This window comes from Nocardiopsis alborubida (genome assembly GCF_012396365.1).
Taxonomy (GTDB): Bacteria; Actinomycetota; Actinomycetes; order Streptosporangiales; family Streptosporangiaceae; genus Nocardiopsis; species Nocardiopsis alborubida.
The window spans coordinates 73,213-95,755 of the sequence record NZ_JAAXPG010000020.1; the positions used below are offsets into that span (position 1 = coordinate 73,213).

Consider the following 22,543-nt stretch of genomic DNA (forward strand, 5'->3'; position numbering starts at 1 on the left):
CGCGGTGCGGCACGCTCCATGAGTGAGCCACGAACTCTCTTCCCGCACCCTCCTCTGGAGCGAGGTCGACCCGCGCGTGCACGCCTTCGACCACGCGTCCGCGCTGGCGGAGATCATCGCTCTGCCGCCCGCCGCCGACGTCCCGGTCGGGCCCACGGAGGTGAACGCGCGCATCACCTGGAGCCGTGAGGTGGCGGGTCCCTGGACGCTGGAGATGACGCGGGCGCTGGCCGGGCGCTTCGGACGGTGGAGCACCGGCTGGCACTGGTCACGCGATGGGGGAGGCGGTCCCGTGGTCAGCTGGTGCTGCCCCGGGCACTCGATCGCCGCCCCCGAGGAGACCCTCCAGCGGGTGGCGGACTCGCTGCGCGAGTGGCGGACGTGGTTGGAGGAACTGGCCGATCTCTTCGATCGCCACCCGCTTGACGAGACCGGTCGTGAGCACGCCTGGGAACGCGCCGCCGTCCTTCTGACCACCCGTGTCCTGGACCGCACGCACGCTACGGAGGCCTGGTACGCGCACTGCGAACTGGTCCTCACCTGGTACCTGACGAGGTGGGGCGTGGAGTGGAAGACGGTCCAGGAACAGGTGGAGGAAGTCCTCGAGGGGCGGTTCGAGAGCTGGATCGTACCGGAGGAGCCTGTGGTGCGGGAGGTGGCCGGGCTTCTGGCCGACGTGCTGTGGGACGAGGACAAGGCGTGACGGACCACTTGCGCGTCTGGCTCGCCATCCGCGACACCGTGCCCTGGGAACGGGCCCGCGCCGTCGCCAACGGCCCGGTCACCCCCGTCCGGGACGGGGCGGCCCACGACATCCGCGCCTTCGACGGTGCCCGCTCACCGGAGCGCGCCGCCGGGATGCTCGCCGCACTCGCACGGGCCAGGGCCGACGCCGTCTCCGGCGCACCGCTGACCTTCGACCTGCTCAGCTCCTGGCAGCGGCTGGTCCTGGGCGTGTCCGACGCCCCGTTCCGCACCGCACCGGCCTTGGCCAAACAGGGCCGCGAGCGCTACGGCACCGGCCCGGACCTGCGGGGCCTCCTCGATGTCTGTCTGGCCCGAAGCGGTGGCCCCCACCCCGCCCTGTCCGCACGCGCGGCACGCGCCTACCTCGACGTCTGCTTCTTCCACCCCTTCGCCGACGGCAACGCCCGGTCGGCGTTCCTCGCGCTGGTCTTCGTCCTGGCCCGCGCGGGCGTGGCCCTCGACCAGGTCGGCCCCCTGCGGCGCCTGCCGCGCCACGCAGACCACCCCGAGGGCGCGCTCGCGCTGGCGGATCTGGCGGCCGTCCTCATCGACCACACCCGTCGGCGTGCACGGGAGCACGGTTCCGTACCGGGGGAAGGGACAGAGCACCGTTTCCGGACCGGGCCCGTGACCGTGCGGTCTTCTCCACGGGAACAGACCAGCACGAGCGACGGACTCCAATAGCGTCGGTTCCATGGATCGCCTCACCGCTCTCGAACACCACCTGTGCTCCCTGACCCCCGAACAGGTCGCCGAGGTTCTGTCCGGTCTGCCCCAGGACGTCGGGGAGCCGCCCGGCGGCCTTCCCCGGGACGCGCTTGTCGAACTGCTGTCCCTGCTGCGCTCGCAGGCCCTGGACTCCCTCACCGCCGCACAGACGGACCTGCTCACGGCCGCCGCCGACGCGGCCGCCGACGAGGCCCCCTTCGGCGCCCGGGACCAGGCGCTTCTGTTCATGGGGCCGGTGAGGAACGCGCGTGTGGACGGAGAGGCCCTGCTGGCACGGATCGGTGTCTCCGAGGGGGAGGGCAGGCGCGCGGCCTGGGAGGTCCTGTCCCAGCTGCTGGCAGCGGCCCTGCTGTGGCCGGACGGGCGCGGCGGCTACCACCTGGCCACGGGACTGGTCGAGGTCTTCGCCGGCGAGGAGGAGGCCCCGGGGGTCGACGACGCCCTCACTCAGTCCTACAACCTGCCCGAGCTGCGCAGGATCGCCCTGGCCCTGGGCCTGGACCCCACGAGGAGGCGCGCCTCCGTCCAGGCCGATGCGGTGGCCCGCCTGACCGATCCCGCGCATGTGCGGGCCCTGCTGGAACAGGCCCCGCCGGGAGCCGCCGAGTACGCCCACCGGCTCGCCTGGCAGAGCGGGGTGCTGGCCACGTACTGCTTCGAGGGCGGCGGCTTCCACGGGGAGGGGACGTACCGGTTCAGGCCGGAGGGCTCGGGGGACCCCGACACCGACTGGCTGGCCGAACGCGGACTGCTGGTGCCCTGTGCTCCGGAACGCGCCATCCTGCCGCGCGAGGTGGCCCGAGCGGTCCGCGCCGGATCACCGATGCCCTTCGACGCCCGTCCGCCCGCGCTCACCGGTGAGCCCGTCGACGCGGGCACGGTGGCGGGCCAGGCGCAGACCGCCCTGGTCGCCGTCCTGGCCGCGGCGGACCGCCTGGTCGCCGAACTCACCGAGCGCCCCGCCGCCGTGCGCAAGGCCGGAGGTCTGACCGTGCGCGACCGCAGGCGCCTGGCCGGTGCTCTCGACACCACGCCGGAGCTCGCCGCGCTGTGGACCGAGCTGGCCCTGTCCGCCGAGCTGCTGGAGGTGCGGGACCAACGGGTAGCGGTGTCGCGGCGGGGAGCTGCGTGGACCGGCCTGGCGCCCGCCGAACGCCTGGAGCCGCTCCTCGACGCCTGGGTGGCCCTGCCCGACGTCCCCACATGGCAGCCCGTAGGCCAGGAACCGTCAACGCCGGGAGAGGCCGTCGTCCCCGGAGCGGTTCCACTGCGCCAGGGCCTCCTTCTGGCCCTGGCCAGCCTGCCGACCGGCGCGGGAAGCGGCGTGACCCCGCGGAGCCTCACCGGACGGGACGAGGGCCACGACCCCCGGCTGGAGGAGCTGCTCCAGGCGCTGCTCTGGCACCGCCCCGCCGCCCGCCAAGTCGAGGAGATCGGCCCTGTGATGGCGCACACCCTGGAGGAGGCCGAGGTGCTGGGGGCGACCGTGCGCGGCGCGGCCACACCGCTGGGCAGGGCCCTGGCCGAGGGCGGCGGCGCGACGCTCCCGGCACTGGCGGGACTGCTCCCGCCGACCGAGTGCGAGGCGCGCTTCCAGGGAGACATGACCGCCACGGTCACCGGCACACCCGGCGCGGACCTGGAGCACCTGCTGTCCGCCGTCGCCGACCGGGAGGGCGGAGGGTACGCCAGTACCTGGCGTCTGACCGCCTCCTCGGTGCGCCGGGCCCTGGACGCCGGACACACCGCGGACGAACTGGTGGAGCGGCTGTCGCGCATCGCCTCGGGCGGCTCCCTGCCCCAGACGATGGAGTACCTGGTCCGCGACACCGCCCGGGGCCACGGCAGGATGAGGATTCTGCCCGCGGGGTGCGTCGTGCGCTGCGAGGACGCCGCCCTGGCCGAGGAGCTCGCCGGACACCGGGGCCTACGCGGACTGGGGCTGCGCGCCGTCGCCGAGACGGTCCTGGTCAGTGCCGAGCCGTCCGAGACCGCCCTGGCCGTGCTGCGCGCCCAGGGGTACGCGCCGGTCACGGAGGACGCGACCGGCGACACCGTCGTGGAGAGGGCGTCGGGCGGAGGAGGGGGTGAGCCCGTGCCCGGGCGGCGCGAGCGGTTGCTCGCCCTGGCCCGGGACCTGACCGGTCACGGGTAGGACGTCGGGGCGCGCTGGATTCGGGGCCGCCAGGTAGCCTGGCCGGAAATGTTGCAGGTGCGATTCGTGGGTTCTGACCTGCGATGATCTTGTACTTATGGCGAGTTTGGGCCGTCGAACCTCGCTATAGGTACAAGATCACGATGAAGGGGCCGACCCGCTCGGGTGGCCCTTGGCCACGGGGCGGTTGTCCGCTTCCGGCCACGTGACCCGGCGCTCCCGGTCGCGCTGCCCGTACGCGGGGCCGTCGCCCCCGTCCGCGCCTTCTGTACGCAGGGCTGTCGTTCCCGGCAGCGTCGTCTGTGCGCGGGACCGTCACCGCGGAGCCGGGCGGACAACCCGCACGAAGGCGCACCGGGCGCAGCCCACAAGGCCGGTACTGGAAGAGATGACTCCTCCCTCTGAACCCGGGCCGCTCTCGGAGGGGACCGCTCCCTCCCGTCCTCCCGAAGACCACACGCCCTACGTGGTCTTCGCCCACCTCACCGCGTTCAACAACGACCTCTACCGCGCGGTGATGGGGATGTTCGTCCGGGCCAAGGAGCAGTTCCGCGTGCACCTTCGTCCCGAGGAGGTCCACACCGGACTGCCGGAGGAGGCGCCCGCCGCCGTCGAACCGGTCGCCAAGGCCCTGGAGAGCCTCTACACGTGGGGCAACCTGCGCCAGGACCCCGACACCGAGCGTGTCACGGCCGTGGAGGACCTCTACCGCCACCGCCACATCTACCAGCTCACACGGGAGGGGGAGGCGGCAACGGGCCCTCGCGGTCTACGACGAGGCGTTGGGGCAGAAGGGCCCGCCCCAGGCCGTCGCCCTGGCCGACCGCCACCCAGCTGCGCGCCCTGCTGGAACTGACCGCGCATGAGGGCTCCGACGAGGCGGTCGTCCACCTGACCCTGCTCGGCCTCGTGGAGCGCTTCACCGACCTGGCCGACAACGCCCGCGCCTTCATGGGCTTCCTCGTGGCGGCTCCCCGCCGCCGACTACCGCTCCTTCCCTGGGTGAGCGGGCACGGGGCCGCTATCGGGTGCCGCCGCCCCGACCGGCTGGGATCCGCTCCTCGCCGAGGAGATGGCCGCGCACGGCGTACGGGTCAAGGAGGAGACGGTCCTGGACGGCCTGCTGGCCGACCTCGGCCCGGTGTGAGGGCCGCCGCGTCTCACGCGGAGGCGGCGGTGTGCCGGGCGATCCAGGCCGCCGTGCGCCGGGGGTCGGCCAGGTCGTCCCAGAAGCGCTCGGGGTAGTTGAACCACTCGGTGAACTCGTCGGCCAGGGAGCGGTTGCGGCTCAGCTCCCCCAGGAACTCCACGAAGTCCGCGGGCAGCGCCTCCAGGTTCTCCATCAGCAGGTTGGTGGTGCGAAACGCCGACAGGACGCGGTCCTGCCTGCGCATGTTCACGTGCTCGACGAAGCGGCGGTCCAGGACGTCCTGGCGGACGATCTCCTCGGCGAGCACCCACGCGGCGTGGGAGGCGATGTTGGCTCCCTGGCCGAGCAGGGGGTCCACGGTGACGTGCGCGTCGCCGAGGGCGAGCACGACGGTGCCGTCGTCCAGCACCGTGTGCGTGCGGCGCACCACGGGGGTCACCGCGCCCTGGACGATGCCGCGCGGCCCGTCCAGTGGGCCGAACTCCGCCGGGTCGATCCGTTCGAAGCAGTCCGGGTAGTGCTCGCGCAGCAGCCCCAGGGCGAGGTCGCGGAAAGCCCCGGGGTCCTCCTCGTAGGGGGTGGCCGCCAGGGCCTCCAGGGCGGAGCCGCGGTGGTTCTCGATGACCAGGGCCATGACCAGCCCGCCGTCGGTCCAGGTGGGGAACTCGATCATCTCGCCCGCGCCCGGGGAGACGTGGAAGGTCACCTGGGGGACGGGCTGCTGGGCGACGCCGGTGAACAGACCGGCGCACAGCGCCCTCCCGGGGCGGGCGAAGACCGGGTGCGCGGGGTCGCGCTCGAACACCTCCGCGAACGGGCCGCGCCCGGTGCACACCACGACCAGGTCGAACCGTGAGGCCAGGGAGGGCAGGTCGTCGGGGGAGAGGCGGCCGAGCACGAGCTCCCCGCCGCGCTCGGCGAAGTCCTCGGTCAGCCGGGGCTGGTAGATCCGGTAGTCCACGGCCCGGCTGGGCGCGCGGAAGCGGCCCCGGAAGGCGGTGGGCTCCGGGCCGGGGCCCACCCGGTACTCGTGTCCGGGGTAGCCGAACTCCCGCACCGGCCAGTGGTCCACGCCCAGAGCGCGCTCGCGCTCCACTGTCACGGCATGGTGGGCGACGGTGTTGAGCACCTTCGACCGCCGCTGTTCGTCCGGTGAGCGCTCGGTGAAGAGGGTGACCTCCACACCGTGCCGCAGCAGGTGCAGGCCCAGGTGCAGGCCCGCCGTCCCGGCGCCGACGATACCGATCCTCTTGCTCACGTCTCTCCCGGTGGCAGGGGTGGTTGCGGGCGAGGGGAGAGGCGCCCGGTGAGCGGGGCCCGGAGGAGGCGCGCTTTCCTTCACCGAGAGTAAGCGTACGTAACATGCGCCCGCTCGGCCAGGGGTGTGCGCGGTTGGACGGCCGGTCCGTCGTCCGGGGCCGACCGTTTCCCACGCGGACCCAACCGGTTCCGGCGGGGAGCCCGTGCCGCTGAGAGGGAAATGGTGCGGTCGGCTTCTACTCAAGTGACGCGCGGGGCTTTTGTTTTCGCAGGGTGATCATGTGATCCTCATGAGTATCTGTGGCGACAGTGGCTGTGTCCACGCGGGCGTGCGGAGCCTGCCGGACCCGGAGGCGTCGGGAGGGGCATGCGGTCTCTGAGCGGTCTCGTCCGCGCCGGGCTGCGGTGGGCGGCCCGCGCGGGGTCGGCGGCGCTGGACCGCCTGTCCGCGGACGGGGGGTCGGTGGTGCAGGCCACGGTCGCCGCGACCGCGGCGTGGATCATCGCGGGCGGCCTCGTCAGCGACCACTCCCCGTTCTTCGCGCCGATCGCCGCGGTCATCGCGCTCAACTCCACGGGCGGGGAGCGGGGGACCAACGCCGTGCGGATGCTGCTCGGCGTGGTCATCGGCATCGTCGTCGGTGAACTGACCCTGGCCGTCACCGGCGGAGGTTACGGGGCTCTGGCCGCCGCCACCGGCGTGGCGATGGCGATCGCGGTCGCCGTCGGCGCCGCCCGGCTCGTGATCGCCCAGGCGGCGGCCGGAGCGATCCTCACCGTGGCCTTCGCCGAGGGCCACATCGGGTTCGGCAGGCTCACCGACGCCCTCATCGGGGCGGGCGTGGCGCTCGTGGTGAGCCAGGTCCTGTTCCCCGCGCGCGTGGTCTCGCGGCTGCGCCGGGCCGAGGCGGCCGCGCTGGCGGAGATGGTCCGCCTGCTCGGCGCGACCGGCCGCGCGCTGGAGGAGGACGAGGACCCCTCCCTGTGGACGGTGGACCGCCTGGGCGCTCTGAGCAGGCCGATGGCCGACCTCAGCCGCGCACGCGAGAACAGCCACCGCGCGGTGCGCTGGTCCAGTGCGAGGTGGACCGATCCCGAGCCGCTGCGGTACGAGGACGAGAGGGTCGACCGGCTCATCATCCTCGGGGAGAGCTCCCTGTCGCTCGCACGGACCACCGCCGCCACCGGGACCGACGAGCGCCGACGCCTGGCGCCGGTGGTGTGTGAGATGGCCTCCGTGCTCGACGTCCTGGCCGCGGACCTCGGGGACCGCGCGGCGCGCCAGCGTGCGGTGGACCGGGTGCTCGCCCTGGTCGGGCCCTTCGACGACGCGGCGGACGACCCGGTGACCGGGGCCGCCCACCTGTACGTGCGGATGGTCGCCACCGACATCATGCTGTTCGCCGGCCTCGAACCCGAGGGGGCCGAACGGGCGCTGGCCGGAGAGGACGAACAGACGCGGGTCGCCCACCCGCCGCGTGAGCCGTGGCTGCCGCTGGCGCCCCGGGTGCGCGCCCGGCTCGGAGGCCGCTTCCGGCGCCGCCGGCCGTTCCGGCGCTCCTGAAGGGTCCGGGCCCGGCAGCGGCCGCCGCCCGCTTCCGGTCTCCCGGCGCTCCCGAAGGGGCCCGTTCGCGCCGGGCGCGAACGGGCGTGGTCCCGGCCCCTAGCCGTCCGAGGGGAGTTCGGAGTGCCCCAGGTGGTGTTCGGGGGCGATCCGGTCCCGGACGAGGCGCTTGAGCTCGGCGGCGTCGGTGAAGGCCGCGTCGGTCCGGCGCGACCACACGCTCTCCCCGTCCAGGCGCACCTCGAACACGCCGTTGGTGCCCGGGATGAGCGCGACCTCGCCGAGTTCGGCCTCGAACGTGGTCAGCAGTTCCTGTGCCATCCAGGTGGCCCGCGGGAGCCACCGGCACCGGGTGCAGTACTCGATCTCCAGCCGCGGTTCCTTGACCTCCATGACTCCCAGCATGGCACGGAGTCGGGCCCGGGAGGGAGGCCGGAGCGAATTGCCGTGGCCGGTGCGAGGCGGCCCTGCCCGCACGTGCCGGGCCTTTGACGCGCTCGTGGCAGGCGTACTCCCTCGCCATGATCCGGAAGCCTTCCGGAACCAAGGGCTGTCGACCGCGAGCACGTCGTATCTCCAGGTCACTGAACAGGGGATACGCCGCACGGAAGGACATGGGCCCTGCAACTTGTCCGGAATCTTCCGGAAATTATTGACAACGCAACGGAGCCGGACGGACACTGAGCCTGTGACGGGGCTCACGGTCCCCGTCGGGTCGGATCACCCCCGGTCCGGTCCTCCGCACGCCTCCTGACCCCCCGAACCACGAGGAGGAAGCACTCATGAACGATTCCCCCGCACCCCCGCGCGACCGCGGACCAGGCCGCGCCAGAACGCTCGTCGGCCGGGTCTGCGCCATCGCTGTCGCGCTGGTCACGACCCTGGCACTGCTGCCCGGCACCGCCAGCGCGGCCATCACCACCAACCAGACCGGCACCCACAACGGCTACTTCTACTCCTTCTGGACCGACAGCCAGGGGACCGTCTCCATGGAGCTGGGCTCCGGCGGCAACTACAGCACCTCATGGAGGAACACCGGCAACTTCGTCGCCGGTAAGGGCTGGCCCACCGGCGGACGCAGGACCGTGACCTACTCGGGCAGCTTCAACCCGTCCGGAAACTCCTACCTGACGCTCTACGGGTGGACGAGGAGCCCGCTCGTGGAGTACTACGTCGTCGACAACTGGGGCACCTACCGGCCCACCGGAACGCACATGGGCACGGTCACCAGCGACGGCGGCACGTACGACATCTACCGGACGATGCGCTACGACGCCCCCTCCATCGACGGCATCCAGACCTTCCCCCAGTACTGGAGCGTGCGCCAGTCGAGGCGGACGGGCGGAACCATCACCTCCGGGAACCACTTCGACGCGTGGGCCCGCGCCGGAATGAACCTGGGCAACCACGACTACATGATCATGGCCACGGAGGGCTACCAGAGCAGCGGCAGCTCCAACATCACGGTGGGCTCCAGCGGTGGTGGCGGCGGCGGTGGCGGCAACCCCGGTGGCGGCGGCTGCACCGCGACCCTGTCCGCGGGCCAGCAGTGGAGCGACCGGTACAACCTCAACGTCTCGGTCAGCGGTTCGAGCGACTGGACCGTGACGATGAACGTGCCGTCCCCGGCCAGGATCAGCTCCACGTGGAACATCAGCGCCGACTACCCCAGCTCCCAGGTGCTGACCGCCAGGCCCAACGGCAACGGCAACAACTGGGGCGTGACCATCGACCACAACGGCAACTGGACCTGGCCGACGGTCTCCTGCAACGCGAACTGACCCCCGACACCACCGGCACCCCGCCCGTGGCGCGGCGGCCGCGGCCCCCCCCCCCCCCCCCCCCCCACCCGGGGCGGCACGTGAGGGTTCCCGGCGCCGCACCGCGCGGCGCCGGGAACCCTCACGTGCCGTGGAAGAGGGTGAGGTCGACCGCGGGCGCGTCCGTGTACACCACGCCCCGCTCGGGCGGGACGGGCTCGCCCGAAGCGGAGTCGGTGCAGTGGGCGTCGAACATCCGCGCCTCGTCGAGGGGCACCAGGGTCCGGTCGGTGACCGTCCAGCCGCGCACCAGTGTGACGGGGACGTCGACCCCGTCGGGGAGCGTGTGGGAGATCCGGTCGGTGGGGCTGCGCAGCACCACCGCCGCGAGGCCGCCGCTGGTGACGGCGGTGCACAGCCGCTCCACCACCGCGGGGTGTTCGACCTCGAAGCCCTCCTCCCGGCGTTCGACGGAGGTGACCAGCACACGTCGGGTGTGCAGGGTCAGGAGGTGCTTCGTGCCGGGCAGGTCGTCGAGAAGGGCGGACAGCAGGGCGTGGGCGTGTGAGGAGAGCATGCTCTGAGTATGCGCGCGCCGACGCGGCCGGATCGGGTTGTCCACAGGCCTGATCGCGGGAGACCGGGTTTCCTCTGCGGGGAGATCGGATTCCTCTGCGGGGAGCCGCTCGGCGGCCGTCCGCGGGGCGCACGGTGCGCAGGTCGGCCTCCGGGGGAGGCGGTCCGTGCCGCGTACCGGTCGCTCGCGCCGCGTACCGCTCACTCCCCGGTGCCGTCCGCCGGGTACGGGACCGCGCGCCCGGCTCCGGCCCCCGGGCCCCCGTTCCGGGTTCCGGCGGCCGGGCGGCCCCGCGCACGCGCCTTCGGCTAGGGCTTGCGGGCCACGCCGCCGTACTGGGCGACCTCCTTGGGCGTACCCAGGTCGGTGGGCAGCGGGCGCCACAGGGACGCCGAGACCACGCCGGGCTCCAGCAGTTCCAGACCGTCGAAGAAGCGCTCGATCTCCTCGACGGTGCGCAGGTGGATGGGCTGGCTCGCGCCCTCGTTCCACGCCTTGGACGCCTCGATGATCTGCGGGCTCGTGCTCGTGCTGTCGCACAGGGCCAGGAAGCTGCCGGACGGCAGCGCGTCCACGTAGGCGCGGGCCAGGGCGTAGGTGCCCTCGTCCGCGGGGAAGTGGCCCAGGGTGCCCATGAACGTCAGCCCGATCGGCTGGGAGAAGTCCAGGTACTGGCGGGCCTGCTCCAGGAGGGGGCCGGGGTCGGTCAGGTCGGCGTCGACGTACTCGGTCGACCCCTCGGGGCTGCTGGTGAGCAGGGCGCGGGCGTGGGTCAGCACCAGGGGGTCGTTGTCGACGTAGACGACCTTGCACTCGGGCGCGGCGGCCTGGGCGGCCTCGTGGGTGTTGTTGGCGGTGGGCAGCCCGGTGCCGATGTCCAGGAACTGGCGGACGCCCTCCTCCTGCACCAGGTGCGTGACCGACCGGACGAGGAACTGCCGGTCGGCGCGGGCGACCTCCACGATCTCGGGGAAGGCCTGCGCGATCTGCTGGCCCAGCTCCCGGTCGACGGGGTAGTTGTCCTTGCCCTCCAGCCAGTAGTTCCACACGCGTGCGGAGTGGGGGACCGACGTGTCGATGGGGGGAGTGGTGGTCATGGTGTCCTTTCGGGGAAGTGGGCGTAGCGCTGCAATTGTCCTGGCCCGGTAGGTACCACCGCAACCACGAAACCCTTGCGTCACAGGGGTTTCCGGGCGACGATTCGTGTCGCCGGTTGTCCCCGTGCGTCCCCGGCACGGCCCGGACCCGTCCCCGACACGGCCTCGACACGGCCCCGGCACGGCCTCGACACGGCCCCGGGCCGGTCGCGTCCCGTTCCCGCCGGGTCCGCGTGTGCGCGTCCGGCCAGGTGGGAGCGTGCTTCTAGCATGGAACCCATGAACGAACTCTCCGCAGAGCAGACGGGCCGGGTCATCGCCCTGGCCATGGACCTCGCCCGGGAGGGGCGCACGGAGGAGCTGCTGGAGTTCCTCGACCACGGCCTTCCCGTGGACACCCGCGACGAGCAGGGCAACACCCTGGTGATGCTCGCCGCCTACCACGGCCAGGAGGCCGCGGTCCGCGCCCTCGTCGACCGAGGCGCCGACGTGGACCTGCGCAACGACCGGGACCAGACTCCCGTGGCCGGAGCGCTGTTCAAGGGGGAGGAAGGGATCGTGGCGGTGCTCGTCGCCGCGGGCGCCGACCTCGACGCGGGCACGCCGAGCGCCCGCGCCGCGGCCGAGATGTTCGGCCGCGCCCACCTGCTGCCCTGATCCCGCCCCGGGGGCCGCGCCGTCGCGGCCCCCGGGCCCGAGTGCGCCCGGGGACCCGCGTGCCAGGGTCCCGCGACAGGCCGAGCCGACGCGGTCGGGGCCGCGTCGGCTCGGTGGATCGAACCCGGGATCGGGTCCTCACGCCCTGTTCGGGGCTTCAGGCGTTGCTCAGACGGCGTCCGAGTTGGGGTCGGTCGCGGAGACCTTGCCCGACTGGAGGGCCTCGACGGCCTTGCGCACGCCCTCGCCGTAGGCCGGGTCGGCCTTGGTGCAGTTGCCGATGTGGCGCTCGATGGTGGCCTGGGAGGCGCCGTCGATCGCACGCGCGGTGTTCTCGAACAGGCGCTGCTGCTCGTCCGCGTTCATCAGGCGGAACAGGTTGCCCGGCTGCTCGAAGTAGTTGGCGTCGTCCTCGCGGTAGTCGAACCGGTCGGCGGTCGAGCCGATGGCCTGCGCCGGGTCGGCGTAGGAGGGCTGCTCCTGCCAGCGGCCGTAGGAGTTGGGCTCGATGCCGGGCACGCCGCCCTGGTTGCCGTCCACGCGCATCGTGCCGTCGCGGTGGTAGGTGTTGACCAGCTTGGCGCCGCGCGGGTAGTTCACCGGGATCTGGTGGTGGTTGACGCCCAGGCGGTAGCGGGCGGCGTCACCGTAGGAGAACAGGCGGCCCTGGAGCATGCGGTCGGGCGAGAAGCTGACGCCCGGGACGAGGTTGGCCGGGGTGAAGGCGGCCTGCTCCACGTCCGCGAAGTAGTTCTCCGGGTTGCGGTTGAGCTCGAACTCGCCGACCTCGATCAGCGGGTAGTCCTTCTTGGACCAGACCTTGGTCAGGTCGAAGGGGTGGAAGCGGTAGTCCGCCGCCTCGGCCTCGGGCATGATCTGGACGTAGAAGGTCCACTTGGGGTTCTCGCCGCGCTCGATGGCCTCGAACAGGTCGCGCTGCGCGGACTCGCGGTCCTCGGCCACGACCTGGGCGGCCTCCTGGTCCGTGAGGTTCTTGATGCCCTGCTGGGTCCGGAAGTGGAACTTGGCCCAGAAGCGCTCGCCCGCCTCGTTGATGAACGAGAAGGTGTGCGAGCCGAAGCCGTGCATGTGGCGGTAGCCGTCGGGGATGCCGCGGTCCGACATGACGATGGTGACCTGGTGCAGGGCCTCGGGCAGGTTGGTCCAGAAGTCCCAGTTGTTCTCGGCCGAGCGCATGTTGGTGCGCGGGTCGCGCTTGACGGCGCGGTTGAGGTCGGGGAACTTCAGCGGGTCGCGGAAGAAGAAGACCGGGGTGTTGTTGCCGACGATGTCCCAGTTGCCCTCCTCCGTGTAGAAGCGCAGGGCGAAGCCGCGGATGTCGCGCTCGGCGTCGGCGGCGCCGCGCTCACCGGCGACGGTGGAGAAGCGGGCGAACATCTCGGTCTGCTTGCCGACCTCGGAGAAGATCGCGGCCTTGCTGTACCGGGTGATGTCCTGGGTGACCGTGAAGGTACCGAAGGCCCCGGAGCCCTTGGCGTGCATCCGACGCTCGGGGATGACCTCGCGGTCGAAGTGCGCGAGCTTCTCCAGGAACCACAGGTCCTGAAGCAGCATCGGGCCGCGCGGTCCGGCGGTCAGGCTGTTCTGGTTGTCGGCTACCGGGGCGCCGTTGGCCGTGGTCAGCGGCTTCGTGTTGTCCTGAGACATGAATTCCTCGGTCCTAAGGTGGGATCTTTCGGTGCCGCGGTCAGGGCACCGGGCGTGTGTCAGGCCTTCTGGCAGTCGGGGCAGACGCCCCAGTAGGTGACCTCGACCTCGTCTATGGCGAAACCGTGGTCCTGTGAACCCGTCATGCAGGGCGCGGCTCCGGTGGCGCAGTCCACGTCCGCGATCGTGCCGCAGCTGCGGCAGACCACGTGGTGGTGGTTGTCGCCCACCCTGCGCTCGTAGCGCGCGGGCGACCCCTCCGGTTCGATCCGCCTGACGAGTCCGACGTCCGTCAGAGCCTTGAGCACGTCGTACACCGCTTGTGTGGACACCGCACCGAGCTGGCCGCGGACCGCCTGGAGCACGGTGCTGGCATCGGCGTGCGGATGAGCCCCGACCGCCTCCAGGACCGCCACTCGGGGCCGGGTCACGCGTAGCGAAGCCCCCCGGAGGAGGGCCTCGGTCTCCGTCTGGTGCATGAGCCCATTGAACCACTTTTCTGGAATGATTCCAACAAAGGGGTGCCTAACCCCGCTCCGGTCCGCGTGCGGCGGGCCCCGGCGCACCCCGGGGTGTCCGCCGATCGCTCGCAGAATACCCATTTTGAGATCTACGTCGTAAAAGTAGCGCGTTGTGAAATACGCCGACGGGAGGGGAGACGCCCCAAACCGAACCACGGCCGTCCACGCTTCGCCGCGGCACTCAGGCGGGCGCGTTCCCCAGCAGCTTCTTCTGGATCTTGCCCATCGCGTTGCGCGGCAGCGTGTCCACCACGCGCACCTCGCGCGGGCGCTTGTGCACCGACAGGCGCTCGGCGACGAAGTCGATGACGGCCTCGGGGGAGATGCCCTCACCGACCAGGTAGGCGACGATCCGCTGCCCGAGGTCGTCGTCGGCCTCGCCCACCACGGCGGCCTCCGCCACCCCGGGATGGCCGAGCAGCACCGCCTCGACCTCGCCCGCGCCGACCCGGTAGCCGCCGGTCTTGATCATGTCCACCGACATCCGGCCCACGATCCGGTGCCAGCCGTCCCCGTCGCGGACCGCCGCGTCGCCGGTGCGGAACCAGCCGTCCCCGGTCCACGCCGCGGCCGTGGCCTCTGGCAGCCCGAGGTAGCCCCCGAACAGGGTGGCGCCGCGGACCTGGAGTTCGCCGACGCTCTCGCCGTCGGAGGCGACGGGCTCTCCGTGCTCTCCGCGCAGCCGCGTCTCCAGGCCGGGCAGCGCCGTCCCGACCCAGCCGGTGCGCCGCGGCGCGTCGGCGCGCGCCGCCACGGTGATCAGCGTCTCGGTCATCCCGTACCGCTCCACGGGGCTGTGGCCGCACGCCTCCCGCAGGCCGTCGGCCACCGTGTCGGGCAGCGGGGCGCTGCCCGAGACCAGCAGCCGCGCCCCGGACAGGGCGCGTGCGCTGTCGGGGTCGCGGGCGGTCCGCGACCACACGGTCGGCACGCCGAAGAACAGGGTCCCGCGTCGGGCCCCCCTCGCCGCGGCGGCGTAGGCGGCGGGGGTGGGGCGGACGGTGTGCAGCAGCGGGCTGCCCACGCGCAGGGCCCCCAGGACGCCCAGGATCAGGCCGTGCACGTGGAACAGCGGCAGGCCGTGCACCAGCACGTCGTCTGGCGTCCAGTCCCAGGCGTCGGCGAGCGCGTCCAGGTCGGCGGCCACGGCCCGGCGCGGGATGACGGCGCCCTTGGGCGGTCCGGTGGTCCCGGAGGTGTACATGACCAGCGCGGTGGAGTCGGGCGGCGGTTCGGGCAGCGCGAACGAGGAGCGCTCGGCCGGGTCCACGGGGACGACCGGGAGGTCGACGCCCTCCCGCGGGGCGCCCAGCCACAGCGAGGCGCCGGAGTCGCGCACGATGTGGCGGCGTTCGGCGGTCCCCGAGTCCGCGGGGACCGGGACCACGGGCACCCCGGCCAGCAGGCCGCCGACCACCGCGACGACCGTGGACAGCGAGGCCTCGCCGTGCACGGCGACGGCGTCGGCGCCCGCCACCCGTTCGGCCACGGCGGCCGCGGCCGACCACAGTTCCTCGCGGTCCAGCTCCGCTCCGCCGACGCTCACCGCGGCCCCCTCGCCCGCGCCCGAACCCAGCAGCACCTCGCGCCCCTTCCTGTCGTGTCCTGTCCAGTCGGCCAGTACACCACAGGGTCGGTGCGGGGGCGGCCTCGGCCTGTTCCCGTCCCGACCCGTACAGGTCCCGCGCCGGTTGCGCCCTGCCTCCGTCCGCGCTCCGTCTCGTGTGTCGGACGCGGCGTCCGGGTAGCCGCTTGGCAGAATCCCCGGGGACGGGGCGGGCGCCGGGGGCCGTTCCCGACCACCGGTCCCGCGTTCCGGGGTGCCCCGGAACGCGGAACCGGGGCCAACACGTGCGTCAGGTGAGGGGGGAGAGCCATGCGCGCTCTGACAGTGGTGCCGTCACAGGCCGGTTCGGTGCGGGTCGGCGAGGTGGAGGCGCCCGTGCCGGGGCCGGGGGAGCTGCTCGTCGACGGCATCGCGCTGGGGATCTGCGGCACCGACCGCGAGATCGCGGGCGGGGAGTACGGCGAGGCGCCGCCCGGTCACGAGCGTCTGGTCCTGGGGCACGAGTCGCTGGGCCGGGTGCGCGAGGCCCCGGAGGACAGTGGATTCTCCGCGGGCGACCTGGTGGTGGGGGTGGTGCGCAGGCCCGACCCCGTGCCGTGCGGGGCCTGTGCGCACGGCGAGTTCGACATGTGCCGCAACGGCAGGTTCACCGAGCGCGGCATCAAGCAGATCCACGGCTACGGTTCCCAGCAGTGGACGGTGGAGGCCGACTACGCGGTTCGGCTCGATCCGTCGCTGGAGCGCGTCGGCGTGCTGATGGAGCCGACCACGGTCGTGGCCAAGGCGTGGGAGCAGATCGACCGGATCGGCGGACGCGCCTGGTTCGAGCCGCGTCGTCTGCTCGTCACCGGTGCCGGGCCGATCGGACTGCTCGCCGCCATGATCGGCGTCCAGCGCGGCCTGGACGTGCACGTGCTGGACCGGGTGGAGCACGGGGTCAAGCCCGAGCTGGTGGCCGCCCTCGGGGCGACCTACCACACCGGCGGCGTCGCGGAGGTGGCGGCCGCGGGCGAGCCGGACGTGGTCATCGAGGCCACCGGCGCCTCCGGCGTCATCCTCGACGCGATGACCCACAACGCGGCCTACGGGATCGTCTGCCTCACCGGCATCTCGTCGGGCGGGCGCACGATCGACGTCGACGCCGGGGCGATCAACCGTCGGTTGGTCCTGGAGAACGACGTGCTCCTCGGGTCGGTCAACGCCAACCTGCGGCACTACGAGACGGCCGCGAAGGCGCTGGCGCGGGCCGACCGCTCCTGGCTGGAGCGGGTGATCACCCGGCGGCTGCCGCTGGAGCGCGCACACGAGGCGTTCGAGCCCGGCGGCGACCACGTCAAGACCGTCATCGAGCTGTGAGCGGCCGCCGGTAGGTGCTGGACGTGGGCTGGGCGAGGACGCCGCTGGTGTGACGCGGGGGTCTTGACCCGCGGTGGCGAAGGGAGCCGGGCCCCTGTGCGAGGGCGTACCCGGACGGGGAGCCTGCTGGCGGACGTTGCGGGCAGTCCGCTGACGTCACCTGCGGTCGCGGCCGTCATCCACGCGCGGGGGCACCGGTGTTCGGTTCCGACAGCTGGAGGAGCCGCTGTGCGGTGGTCTCGTCGGCCGGTGTCATCACGGTCAGGCGGTGACCGGTCTCCGCGACGTTGGTCGAGACGAAATTGAGTCGCAGCAAGCCGACGCGTGGACTGTCCAGTCGTTTGGTCTCGAGGTGCTGGAGCATGACGTCGTGCCGGTTCCACAGCCGTGAGAATTCCTCCGACCGCTGCCGCAGCTCCTTGACCGTGGTGCTCGCGGTGTGGCCTGTGTCGGTGCCGGCGACCGCGCGCAGCTGCGCGACCATCCGGGCGGCGACGATGTCGTCGTCGACGTAACGGCTGCGCCAGTCGGCGTTGGTGAAGAACTGCAACGCACAGTTCCGCTCGGCGGGCGGTATCTGGTCCATGTCCGTGAACAGGAAGCGGTAGGAGGGGTTGTAGGCCACCACGTCGAACACGCTGGTCTGCAGGCAGGCGGGGTAGGGGTCGAGTTTGTCCAGTACCGGCTGGTACGCCGCCGACAGCGACGCGTCGAGTGCCAGCGGAGCGGTCGACTGGGTGCGCGCGCCGGCCAGGTGTTCCAGGTGTCGCTTCTCGGTGTCGTCCAGGCGAAGGGCCCTGCCGACCGCGGTCAGGACCTGTGCGCTGACGTTGATCGGTCGGCCCTGTTCGAGCCAGGTGTACCAGGTGACGCCCACTCCGGCGAGCACCGCGACCTCCTCGCGCCGCAGACCGGGCGTGCGACGGCGTCCGGTGGTGGGAAGCCCCACCTGGTCCGGGGTGAGCCGTTCGCGTCGGGTGCGCAGGAAGGCGCCGAGATCGCGTCTGATCGAGGGGGGACGGGAACCTGTCATGTTCCCACCATGCCTCACATGCGGACCAGTAGCCAGGTTCGCTCAGTACCCCCATAAACAGGCACCTGGTACCAGGATGAGGTCCCTGCCAGGGTCGAGACGTGACTAGAGAATCGAAACCGCGGAGCGAGACGTCCTCTGCGCAGACAGAGGGTTACCGTGAGTCCCGCGGTGCCACCACGCTGGACCGGTCATCGGCTGTGGAAGGGGCGCCGCCCGCGACACTGGGCATGGCCGGACTCCTGACCGCGCTGTCCGCCCTGTTGCTGTCGGTGATGAGCTTCGCTGCGGCGGGCATCGCCGTACCGAGTATCGGAACCTCGCTGCAGGCCTCAGCTTCCGAGCAGTCGCTGGTGGTGTCGGTCTACTCCCTGGGCTTCGCAGCGCCGATGGTCGTCGGTGGACGTCTGGGCGACCTGTACGGCAGGCGGCGGCTCTTCCTGTTCGGCATGGCCGGATTCACCGCGTTCTCGCTGATGGCGACGCTCGCGCCGACCATTGCCGTGCTGATCGTCGCCCGCGCGCTCACCGGTGTGTCGGCGGCGGCGATGGTGCCTCAGGTGCTCGCGACGATCACGGCCTCCACGCATGGACGCGAGCGTGCCCGGGCGGTGGCGTTGTTCGGGGCGACCGCGGGCGGCGCGACGGCGGTGGGCCAGGTCCTCGGCGGCGTCCTGCTGTCGGTCCCACTGCTCGGTTCCCCCTGGCGCACGGTCTTCGCGATGAGTGTCCTCATGGGCGCCGTCGCGTTCCTCGCCGCTCTGCGCTGGATGCCCAGTACCGACGCGCCGGGCGATCGTTCGCTGGACCTGATCGGTACCGTGTTGCTGGGGGCATCGCTGCTCGCGCTGATGATCCCGTTGTCCCAGGGCGGTGCGCTCGGTTGGCCCGGGTGGTGCTGGGCACTGCTGGCGGCCAGTCCGGTGGCGTTCGCGGCGTTCTGGACGCGGCAGCTCCGTCTGCACCGCCGTGACCTGGTCCCGCTCGTGCCTCCTCCGCTCCTGCGTCTGAGGTCGTACCGACTCGGCCTCGTCATGGCCCTCCTGCTCCAGTCGGCCTTCGGTGCGTTCACGTTCCTCTACGCGCTCTCCACACAGACGGGTCTGGGCTGGTCCCCGATGAGCGCGGCCTTCGTGCTGCTGCCGTTCGCGCTGTGCTTCTTCGCCGTGTCGATCTGGTCGGGAAGGCTGGCACCCCGTTTCGGGTTCCGCCGTCTGCTGACGATCGGCGGGTTCGTCCAGGCGGCGATGCTGGTGGCGACCGCGGCATCGGTGCTCGTGCAGGGCCCGGGCATGAGCGGGTGGATGCTGGGCACTCTGCTGGTCGGCGTCGGGGTCGGTCAGGCGCTCATGTTCGGGCCGCTGGTCGGAGCGATGATCGCCGACGTCGCGCCCTCCTCGGCTGGAGCGGCCTCCGGGGTCATCCAGACCACGCAGCAGGCCGCCATGGGGCTCGGGGTCGCGGTCGCTGGAGGGGTTCTGGGTACCGCGATGGCTGGCTCCACCGCCCCACTCGGGCAGGCCTACATGACGGCACTCGCGATCTGCATGATCGTCCAGGCCGTGTTCGCGATCGCCTTCGCCCTCTTCGCCTTCGCCCTGCCCAGACGCTGAGCCGGGAACGAGCGGTGCCGACACCATGAGCGGACGGTCGCGCGATGTCGCCGACATCGGAGGTGATCACGGTGTGGAGCCTTCTGGGCCGCGGGCCCGGCGGTCAGGGGCTCGTCTCCTTTGACGGGTTGCGGGAGCGCGGAGCTCCCGTCGGTGTTCCGTGCGGGTCCGGAGAAACAGCCGCGTTTTCCGCGGGGGTGTTCTCCCCCGACGGCGACCTGCTGGTGGCGCACACCCTCCAGGACGAACTGAGCGTGTGGGACTGGAGGGAGGGCCGGGAGGTCGCCCGTCCCAGTGCGACCCTCGACAGGCTGGCGGGCTTCGGTTTCCTGCCCGAGGGATGCGGCATCGCGGCCGTCGCCATGGAACCGCGACCGCGGCCCGGGAACGAGTACCCGGCGCCGGTGGGGCAGGGGTTCGACCTGGTCTCGGGCACGGTCACCGGGTACGGGAACGGGGGCTCGACCAGCGGGACCCCTGCGGAGCGGCCTCCGGCCGTGAACACCATCGACAGCGACGGGGAAACCCCCGTCTTCCTCGATGAGCGACGGTTGGCCCTGAGGAACCCCGCGGGCTCCTCGGACTGGAGCATCACGGCCTGGGACGTGCGCACGGGCGAACGGCTGCACACGGTCCGTCCGGTGGCGGACGGGGTGTTCGCGCCGATCCGGGGGACCGACGAGGTCGTCGCGGTGAAGACGGAGGAACCGGGTGTGCGGCTCCTCGACCCCGAGACCTGGGAGAGCGTCGGGACGCTGTGAGGAGGGCAGCGCGGTTCCGGGTTCTGGGAGGCGGTGCTCAGTCCTGGTCGGTGACGCTGTCGGTGCCCTGGTTCTGGCGCCGTATCCCGATTCCCGAGCTGGACGCGGTCCAGCTGGCGAGGATGTCCATAGCCCGCCGTGACGGCGAGTCGGCCTCAGTGGTGTAGACGAACAGTGTGGTGTCGGTGTCGCCGGGCGGGTTGAGGGTCTCGTACTCGACGGTCAGGTCACCGACGAGTGAGTGGCGAAGCCGCTTCGAGCCGTGGGTGCGCTGGTGCACCCGGTGCTGCTCCCACCACCGGTCGAACTCGCGGCTGTGTTCGCGCAACTCGGCGACGAGCGCGATGGTGGCGCGGTCGTCGGGATCGCGGCCGACCTCGAACCGCAGGCTCTCGACCGCTGCGCGGGCCTGGTCGTCCCAGTCCACGAACAGCGCGCGGGCTTCCTCGTCGAGGAATATCCAGCGCGCGTAGTTGCGGTGGGCGGGAGGCATGCCTTCGAAGTCGGCGAAAAGCGCCGCGCCCATCCTGTTGACCGCCAATACGTCGGTGCGACGTCCAAGGATGAGCGCGGGTTCGCCGTCGAGAGCGTCGAGGAGCTGGTGGAGCCCTGGACGCACGCGTTGGACGCCAGGAGCCCGTCGCCGGGTCGGTGCCACCCTCACCCCGATGAGGTCTTCCAGGTGTGTCCGTCCTGCGGCGTCGAGTCCGAGCGCGTGACCGATCGCCTCGATCACGGCCGGGGAGGGCGTGATACGCCGACCCTGCTCGAGACGGGCGTAGTAGTCGGTGGACACCCCGGCCAGCAGTGCGACCTCCTCGCGCCGCAGCCCGGGGACGCGGCGTATGCGCCCGTCGGGCGGCAGCCCCGCACGTGACGGGTCGCCCTGGCTCCGAGCACGGCGTAGGAAATCGGCGAGTTCGCGATTCGTCTGTGCCACAACCCCATTGTCCACGAGGTCGACAGAATTCGCCTGGGCCGCTTGTGCCTGGACCTCCGAGTCCTAGGTTCCGGCGTGCGAGGTCGCACAGGACCCGAGATCAGCCCCCGCGGCCTTGTGTCGTGAACCAGTCTTGGAGTCACGCCGGCACGGGACACCACCCGACGGCGTCTCCCCGAACTCCGAGATTGAGGATGACCATGAGTTTTCCGTCGAATCGTCCGTCGACCTGGTTCGTGACCGGTACCTCTCGCGGCCTGGGCCTCGAGCTGGTCACCCAGTTGCTCGAGCGCGGCGACAACGTCGCGGCGACCACCAGATCCACCGACCGGCTGCTGTCGGCGATCGGCGATCGCGTCGACACGTCGCGGCTGCTCCCCCTGGCCGTCGATCTGCGAGACGATGCTGCTGTCAAGCAGGCCGTCGACCAGACCGTCGCCCGCTTCGGCATCCTCGACGCCGTCGTCAACAACGCTGGCTACGGCTACCTGGCCGCGGTCGAGGAAACCGACCCCGCCGACGTCCGCGACATGCTCGACGTCCAGGTCGTCGGCGTGTGGAACGTCCTGCGTGCCACCGTGCCGGTCCTGCGGCAGCAGAAGAGCGGTCACATCGTCAACGTCTCCTCGGTGCTCGGGCTGGTCTCCCTTCCGGGGTGGGCGCTCTACTGTGCCGGCAAGTTCGCGTTGGAAGGCCTCAGCGAGGCCCTCGCCGGTGAGGTCGCCGACTTCGGCGTCAAGGTCACGATCGTCGAGCCCGGCTATTTCCGCACCGACTTCCTCACCCGGGACTCCCTCGCGCTGCCCGCCCAGACCACCGACGCCTACCCGGGCATCCGCGAAATGGTCGAAAACCACCTGAACCTACAGGGCAGCCAGCTCGGCGACCCGGTCAAGGGCGCCACGGCGATCATCGACCGGGTCGTGAGCGACGCCGAGGGCCCGCTGCGCCAGGTGCTCGGCTCGGACGCGTACGCCTTCGTCACCGACAAGGTCGAGGCCCTGCGCGCGAACCTCGACGCCACCGCGCGGACCGCGCCCGTCACCGACCACCCCGCTGCCTGACTCTCCGACACCCGCACCAGCTGAGAGGTGAACCTTGTCGGCGGTGCGTCGTTACCGGCCTCCGCCGGATCCGCCCCTCGGTGAAGACCCGGTCGGTCTCCTGGGTGTGCTCGGGTGCGGGTGCGGGTGCGGGTGCGGGTGCGGGTGCGGGTGGGGCGTGGGGCTGGCCGGGGTCGCGTGCTGCCGCGGCGGGCCGCGCGGGGGTGTTGGCGGGGGCGGGGACCGTCCATGGATCCTTGCGGTTTCGTGCGGACGTGAACTGCCTGTGGCGGTCGAACACGCTCCGTATCTCAGTGGCCACTGCACGAATGGCCGGCTGTGATC

Annotated in this window: 20 protein-coding genes and 1 pseudogene; 12 read left to right on the plus strand and 9 right to left on the minus strand. The window is 72.0% G+C overall.

Going from position 1 to position 22,543, the window contains the following annotated elements; translation table 11 throughout:
* The first annotated feature begins 22 nt into the window (after window positions 1-22).
* The 5 genes and pseudogenes from HGB44_RS20535 to HGB44_RS32860 all read left to right on the plus strand — a co-directional run.
* Window positions 23-703 carry a hypothetical protein gene (locus HGB44_RS20535; RefSeq protein ID WP_061080175.1) on the plus strand — a complete coding sequence of 227 codons (681 nt, stop codon included), beginning with the start codon at window positions 23-25 and terminating at the stop codon, window positions 701-703.
* Window positions 700-1,431, plus strand: a complete 732-nt coding sequence (locus tag HGB44_RS20540) for a Fic family protein (RefSeq protein WP_082768310.1) — start codon at window positions 700-702, stop codon at window positions 1,429-1,431. The genes HGB44_RS20535 and HGB44_RS20540 overlap by 4 nt, the downstream gene beginning before the upstream one ends.
* A gap of 10 nt (window positions 1,432-1,441) precedes the next feature.
* Window positions 1,442-3,631 carry a helicase-associated domain-containing protein gene (locus tag HGB44_RS20545; protein ID WP_061080176.1) on the plus strand — a complete coding sequence of 730 codons (2,190 nt, stop codon included), beginning with the start codon at window positions 1,442-1,444 and terminating at the stop codon, window positions 3,629-3,631.
* A 388-nt stretch (window positions 3,632-4,019) separates the two neighbouring features.
* A complete protein-coding gene (locus HGB44_RS20550; protein WP_061080177.1) occupies window positions 4,020-4,487 on the plus strand; it encodes a DUF2397 family protein in 468 nt (155 codons plus the stop codon).
* A gap of 171 nt (window positions 4,488-4,658) precedes the next feature.
* Window positions 4,659-4,778, plus strand: a pseudogene (locus HGB44_RS32860) (DUF2399 domain-containing protein); the annotation flags it as partial.
* A 13-nt stretch (window positions 4,779-4,791) separates the two neighbouring features.
* Here the strand turns inward: HGB44_RS32860 and styA are convergent.
* A complete protein-coding gene (styA, locus tag HGB44_RS20560) occupies window positions 4,792-6,039 on the minus strand; it encodes a styrene monooxygenase subunit StyA (RefSeq protein WP_061080178.1) in 1,248 nt (415 codons plus the stop codon).
* A 369-nt stretch (window positions 6,040-6,408) separates the two neighbouring features.
* Between styA and HGB44_RS20565 the strand changes: the two genes are divergently transcribed.
* On the plus strand, window positions 6,409-7,605 hold the full coding sequence (locus HGB44_RS20565; RefSeq protein WP_061080179.1) for an FUSC family protein: 1,197 nt from the start codon (window positions 6,409-6,411) through the stop codon (window positions 7,603-7,605).
* Window positions 7,606-7,704: 99 nt separating this feature from the next.
* Here the strand turns inward: HGB44_RS20565 and HGB44_RS20570 are convergent, their stop codons facing one another.
* A complete protein-coding gene (locus HGB44_RS20570) occupies window positions 7,705-8,010 on the minus strand; it encodes a SelT/SelW/SelH family protein (RefSeq protein WP_061080180.1) in 306 nt (101 codons plus the stop codon).
* Between the two features lie 377 nt (window positions 8,011-8,387).
* Here HGB44_RS20570 and HGB44_RS20575 point away from each other — a divergent pair, with 377 nt between their 5' ends.
* Window positions 8,388-9,386, plus strand: coding sequence for a glycoside hydrolase family 11 protein (locus HGB44_RS20575; RefSeq protein WP_061080181.1), 999 nt, complete (start codon window positions 8,388-8,390; stop codon window positions 9,384-9,386).
* Window positions 9,387-9,507: 121 nt separating this feature from the next.
* Here the strand turns inward: HGB44_RS20575 and HGB44_RS20580 are convergent, their stop codons facing one another.
* Window positions 9,508-9,942, minus strand: coding sequence for a hypothetical protein (locus tag HGB44_RS20580; protein ID WP_061080185.1), 435 nt, complete (start codon window positions 9,940-9,942; stop codon window positions 9,508-9,510).
* A 308-nt stretch (window positions 9,943-10,250) separates the two neighbouring features.
* Window positions 10,251-11,039 (minus strand): SAM-dependent methyltransferase, encoded by a 789-nt coding sequence (locus tag HGB44_RS20585; protein WP_061080186.1) that lies wholly within the window; start codon window positions 11,037-11,039, stop codon window positions 10,251-10,253.
* A gap of 279 nt (window positions 11,040-11,318) precedes the next feature.
* Here HGB44_RS20585 and HGB44_RS20590 point away from each other — a divergent pair, with 279 nt between their 5' ends.
* Entirely contained in the window at window positions 11,319-11,696 is a 378-nt protein-coding gene (locus HGB44_RS20590; protein ID WP_061080187.1) for an ankyrin repeat domain-containing protein, read from the plus strand.
* A gap of 168 nt (window positions 11,697-11,864) precedes the next feature.
* Here the strand turns inward: HGB44_RS20590 and HGB44_RS20595 are convergent, their stop codons facing one another.
* The 3 genes from HGB44_RS20595 to HGB44_RS20605 form a co-directional block, all read right to left on the minus strand.
* Window positions 11,865-13,364, minus strand: coding sequence for a catalase (locus tag HGB44_RS20595; RefSeq protein ID WP_061080188.1), 1,500 nt, complete (start codon window positions 13,362-13,364; stop codon window positions 11,865-11,867).
* Window positions 13,365-13,423: 59 nt separating this feature from the next.
* Window positions 13,424-13,843 carry a Fur family transcriptional regulator gene (locus HGB44_RS20600; RefSeq protein WP_061080189.1) on the minus strand — a complete coding sequence of 140 codons (420 nt, stop codon included), beginning with the start codon at window positions 13,841-13,843 and terminating at the stop codon, window positions 13,424-13,426.
* Between the two features lie 223 nt (window positions 13,844-14,066).
* Window positions 14,067-15,467, minus strand: a complete 1,401-nt coding sequence (locus HGB44_RS20605; RefSeq protein WP_061080190.1) for an acyl-CoA synthetase — start codon at window positions 15,465-15,467, stop codon at window positions 14,067-14,069.
* A gap of 294 nt (window positions 15,468-15,761) precedes the next feature.
* On the opposite strand from HGB44_RS20605, the gene HGB44_RS20610 reads away from it, so the two are divergent.
* Entirely contained in the window at window positions 15,762-16,808 is a 1,047-nt protein-coding gene (locus HGB44_RS20610; RefSeq protein ID WP_061080191.1) for a glucose 1-dehydrogenase, read from the plus strand.
* Window positions 16,809-16,983: 175 nt separating this feature from the next.
* Here HGB44_RS20610 and HGB44_RS20615 read toward each other — a convergent pair whose 3' ends face one another.
* Window positions 16,984-17,841: a helix-turn-helix transcriptional regulator gene (locus tag HGB44_RS20615; protein ID WP_061080192.1), complete on the minus strand. Its 858-nt coding sequence runs from the start codon at window positions 17,839-17,841 to the stop codon at window positions 16,984-16,986.
* Window positions 17,842-18,071: 230 nt separating this feature from the next.
* On the opposite strand from HGB44_RS20615, the gene HGB44_RS20620 reads away from it, so the two are divergent.
* Together HGB44_RS20620 and HGB44_RS20625 are read left to right on the plus strand one after the other, a co-directional pair.
* Window positions 18,072-19,454, plus strand: coding sequence for an MFS transporter (locus HGB44_RS20620; RefSeq protein ID WP_061080193.1), 1,383 nt, complete (start codon window positions 18,072-18,074; stop codon window positions 19,452-19,454).
* A gap of 197 nt (window positions 19,455-19,651) precedes the next feature.
* Complete coding sequence (locus tag HGB44_RS20625) at window positions 19,652-20,215, plus strand: WD40 repeat domain-containing protein (RefSeq protein WP_061080194.1); 564 nt, start codon at window positions 19,652-19,654, stop codon at window positions 20,213-20,215.
* Window positions 20,216-20,252: 37 nt separating this feature from the next.
* Here HGB44_RS20625 and HGB44_RS20630 read toward each other — a convergent pair whose 3' ends face one another.
* A complete protein-coding gene (locus HGB44_RS20630; protein ID WP_061080195.1) occupies window positions 20,253-21,155 on the minus strand; it encodes a helix-turn-helix domain-containing protein in 903 nt (300 codons plus the stop codon).
* 236 nt (window positions 21,156-21,391) lie between these two features.
* Between HGB44_RS20630 and HGB44_RS20635 the strand changes: the two genes are divergently transcribed.
* Window positions 21,392-22,219 carry an SDR family oxidoreductase gene (locus HGB44_RS20635; RefSeq protein WP_231972390.1) on the plus strand — a complete coding sequence of 276 codons (828 nt, stop codon included), beginning with the start codon at window positions 21,392-21,394 and terminating at the stop codon, window positions 22,217-22,219.
* Window positions 22,220-22,543: the final 324 nt, after the last annotated feature.

Excerpts from the sequence above, each read along its gene's own strand:
- HGB44_RS20545 (WP_061080176.1), top strand. The coding sequence starts at position 1,442 with ATGGATCGCCTCACCGCTCTCGAACACCACCTGTGCTCCCTGACCCCC.
- HGB44_RS20550 (WP_061080177.1), top strand. The coding sequence starts at position 4,020 with ATGACTCCTCCCTCTGAACCCGGGCCGCTCTCGGAGGGGACCGCTCCC.
- HGB44_RS20565 (WP_061080179.1), top strand. The coding sequence starts at position 6,409 with ATGCGGTCTCTGAGCGGTCTCGTCCGCGCCGGGCTGCGGTGGGCGGCC.
- HGB44_RS20570 (WP_061080180.1), bottom strand. The coding sequence starts at position 8,010 with ATGCTGGGAGTCATGGAGGTCAAGGAACCGCGGCTGGAGATCGAGTAC.
- HGB44_RS20575 (WP_061080181.1), top strand. The coding sequence starts at position 8,388 with ATGAACGATTCCCCCGCACCCCCGCGCGACCGCGGACCAGGCCGCGCC.
- HGB44_RS20580 (WP_061080185.1), bottom strand. The coding sequence starts at position 9,942 with ATGCTCTCCTCACACGCCCACGCCCTGCTGTCCGCCCTTCTCGACGAC.
- HGB44_RS20585 (WP_061080186.1), bottom strand. The coding sequence starts at position 11,039 with ATGACCACCACTCCCCCCATCGACACGTCGGTCCCCCACTCCGCACGC.
- HGB44_RS20590 (WP_061080187.1), top strand. The coding sequence starts at position 11,319 with ATGAACGAACTCTCCGCAGAGCAGACGGGCCGGGTCATCGCCCTGGCC.
- HGB44_RS20595 (WP_061080188.1), bottom strand. The coding sequence starts at position 13,364 with ATGTCTCAGGACAACACGAAGCCGCTGACCACGGCCAACGGCGCCCCG.
- HGB44_RS20600 (WP_061080189.1), bottom strand. The coding sequence starts at position 13,843 with ATGCACCAGACGGAGACCGAGGCCCTCCTCCGGGGGGCTTCGCTACGC.
- HGB44_RS20610 (WP_061080191.1), top strand. The coding sequence starts at position 15,762 with ATGCGCGCTCTGACAGTGGTGCCGTCACAGGCCGGTTCGGTGCGGGTC.
- HGB44_RS20615 (WP_061080192.1), bottom strand. The coding sequence starts at position 17,841 with ATGACAGGTTCCCGTCCCCCCTCGATCAGACGCGATCTCGGCGCCTTC.
- HGB44_RS20620 (WP_061080193.1), top strand. The coding sequence starts at position 18,072 with ATGGCCGGACTCCTGACCGCGCTGTCCGCCCTGTTGCTGTCGGTGATG.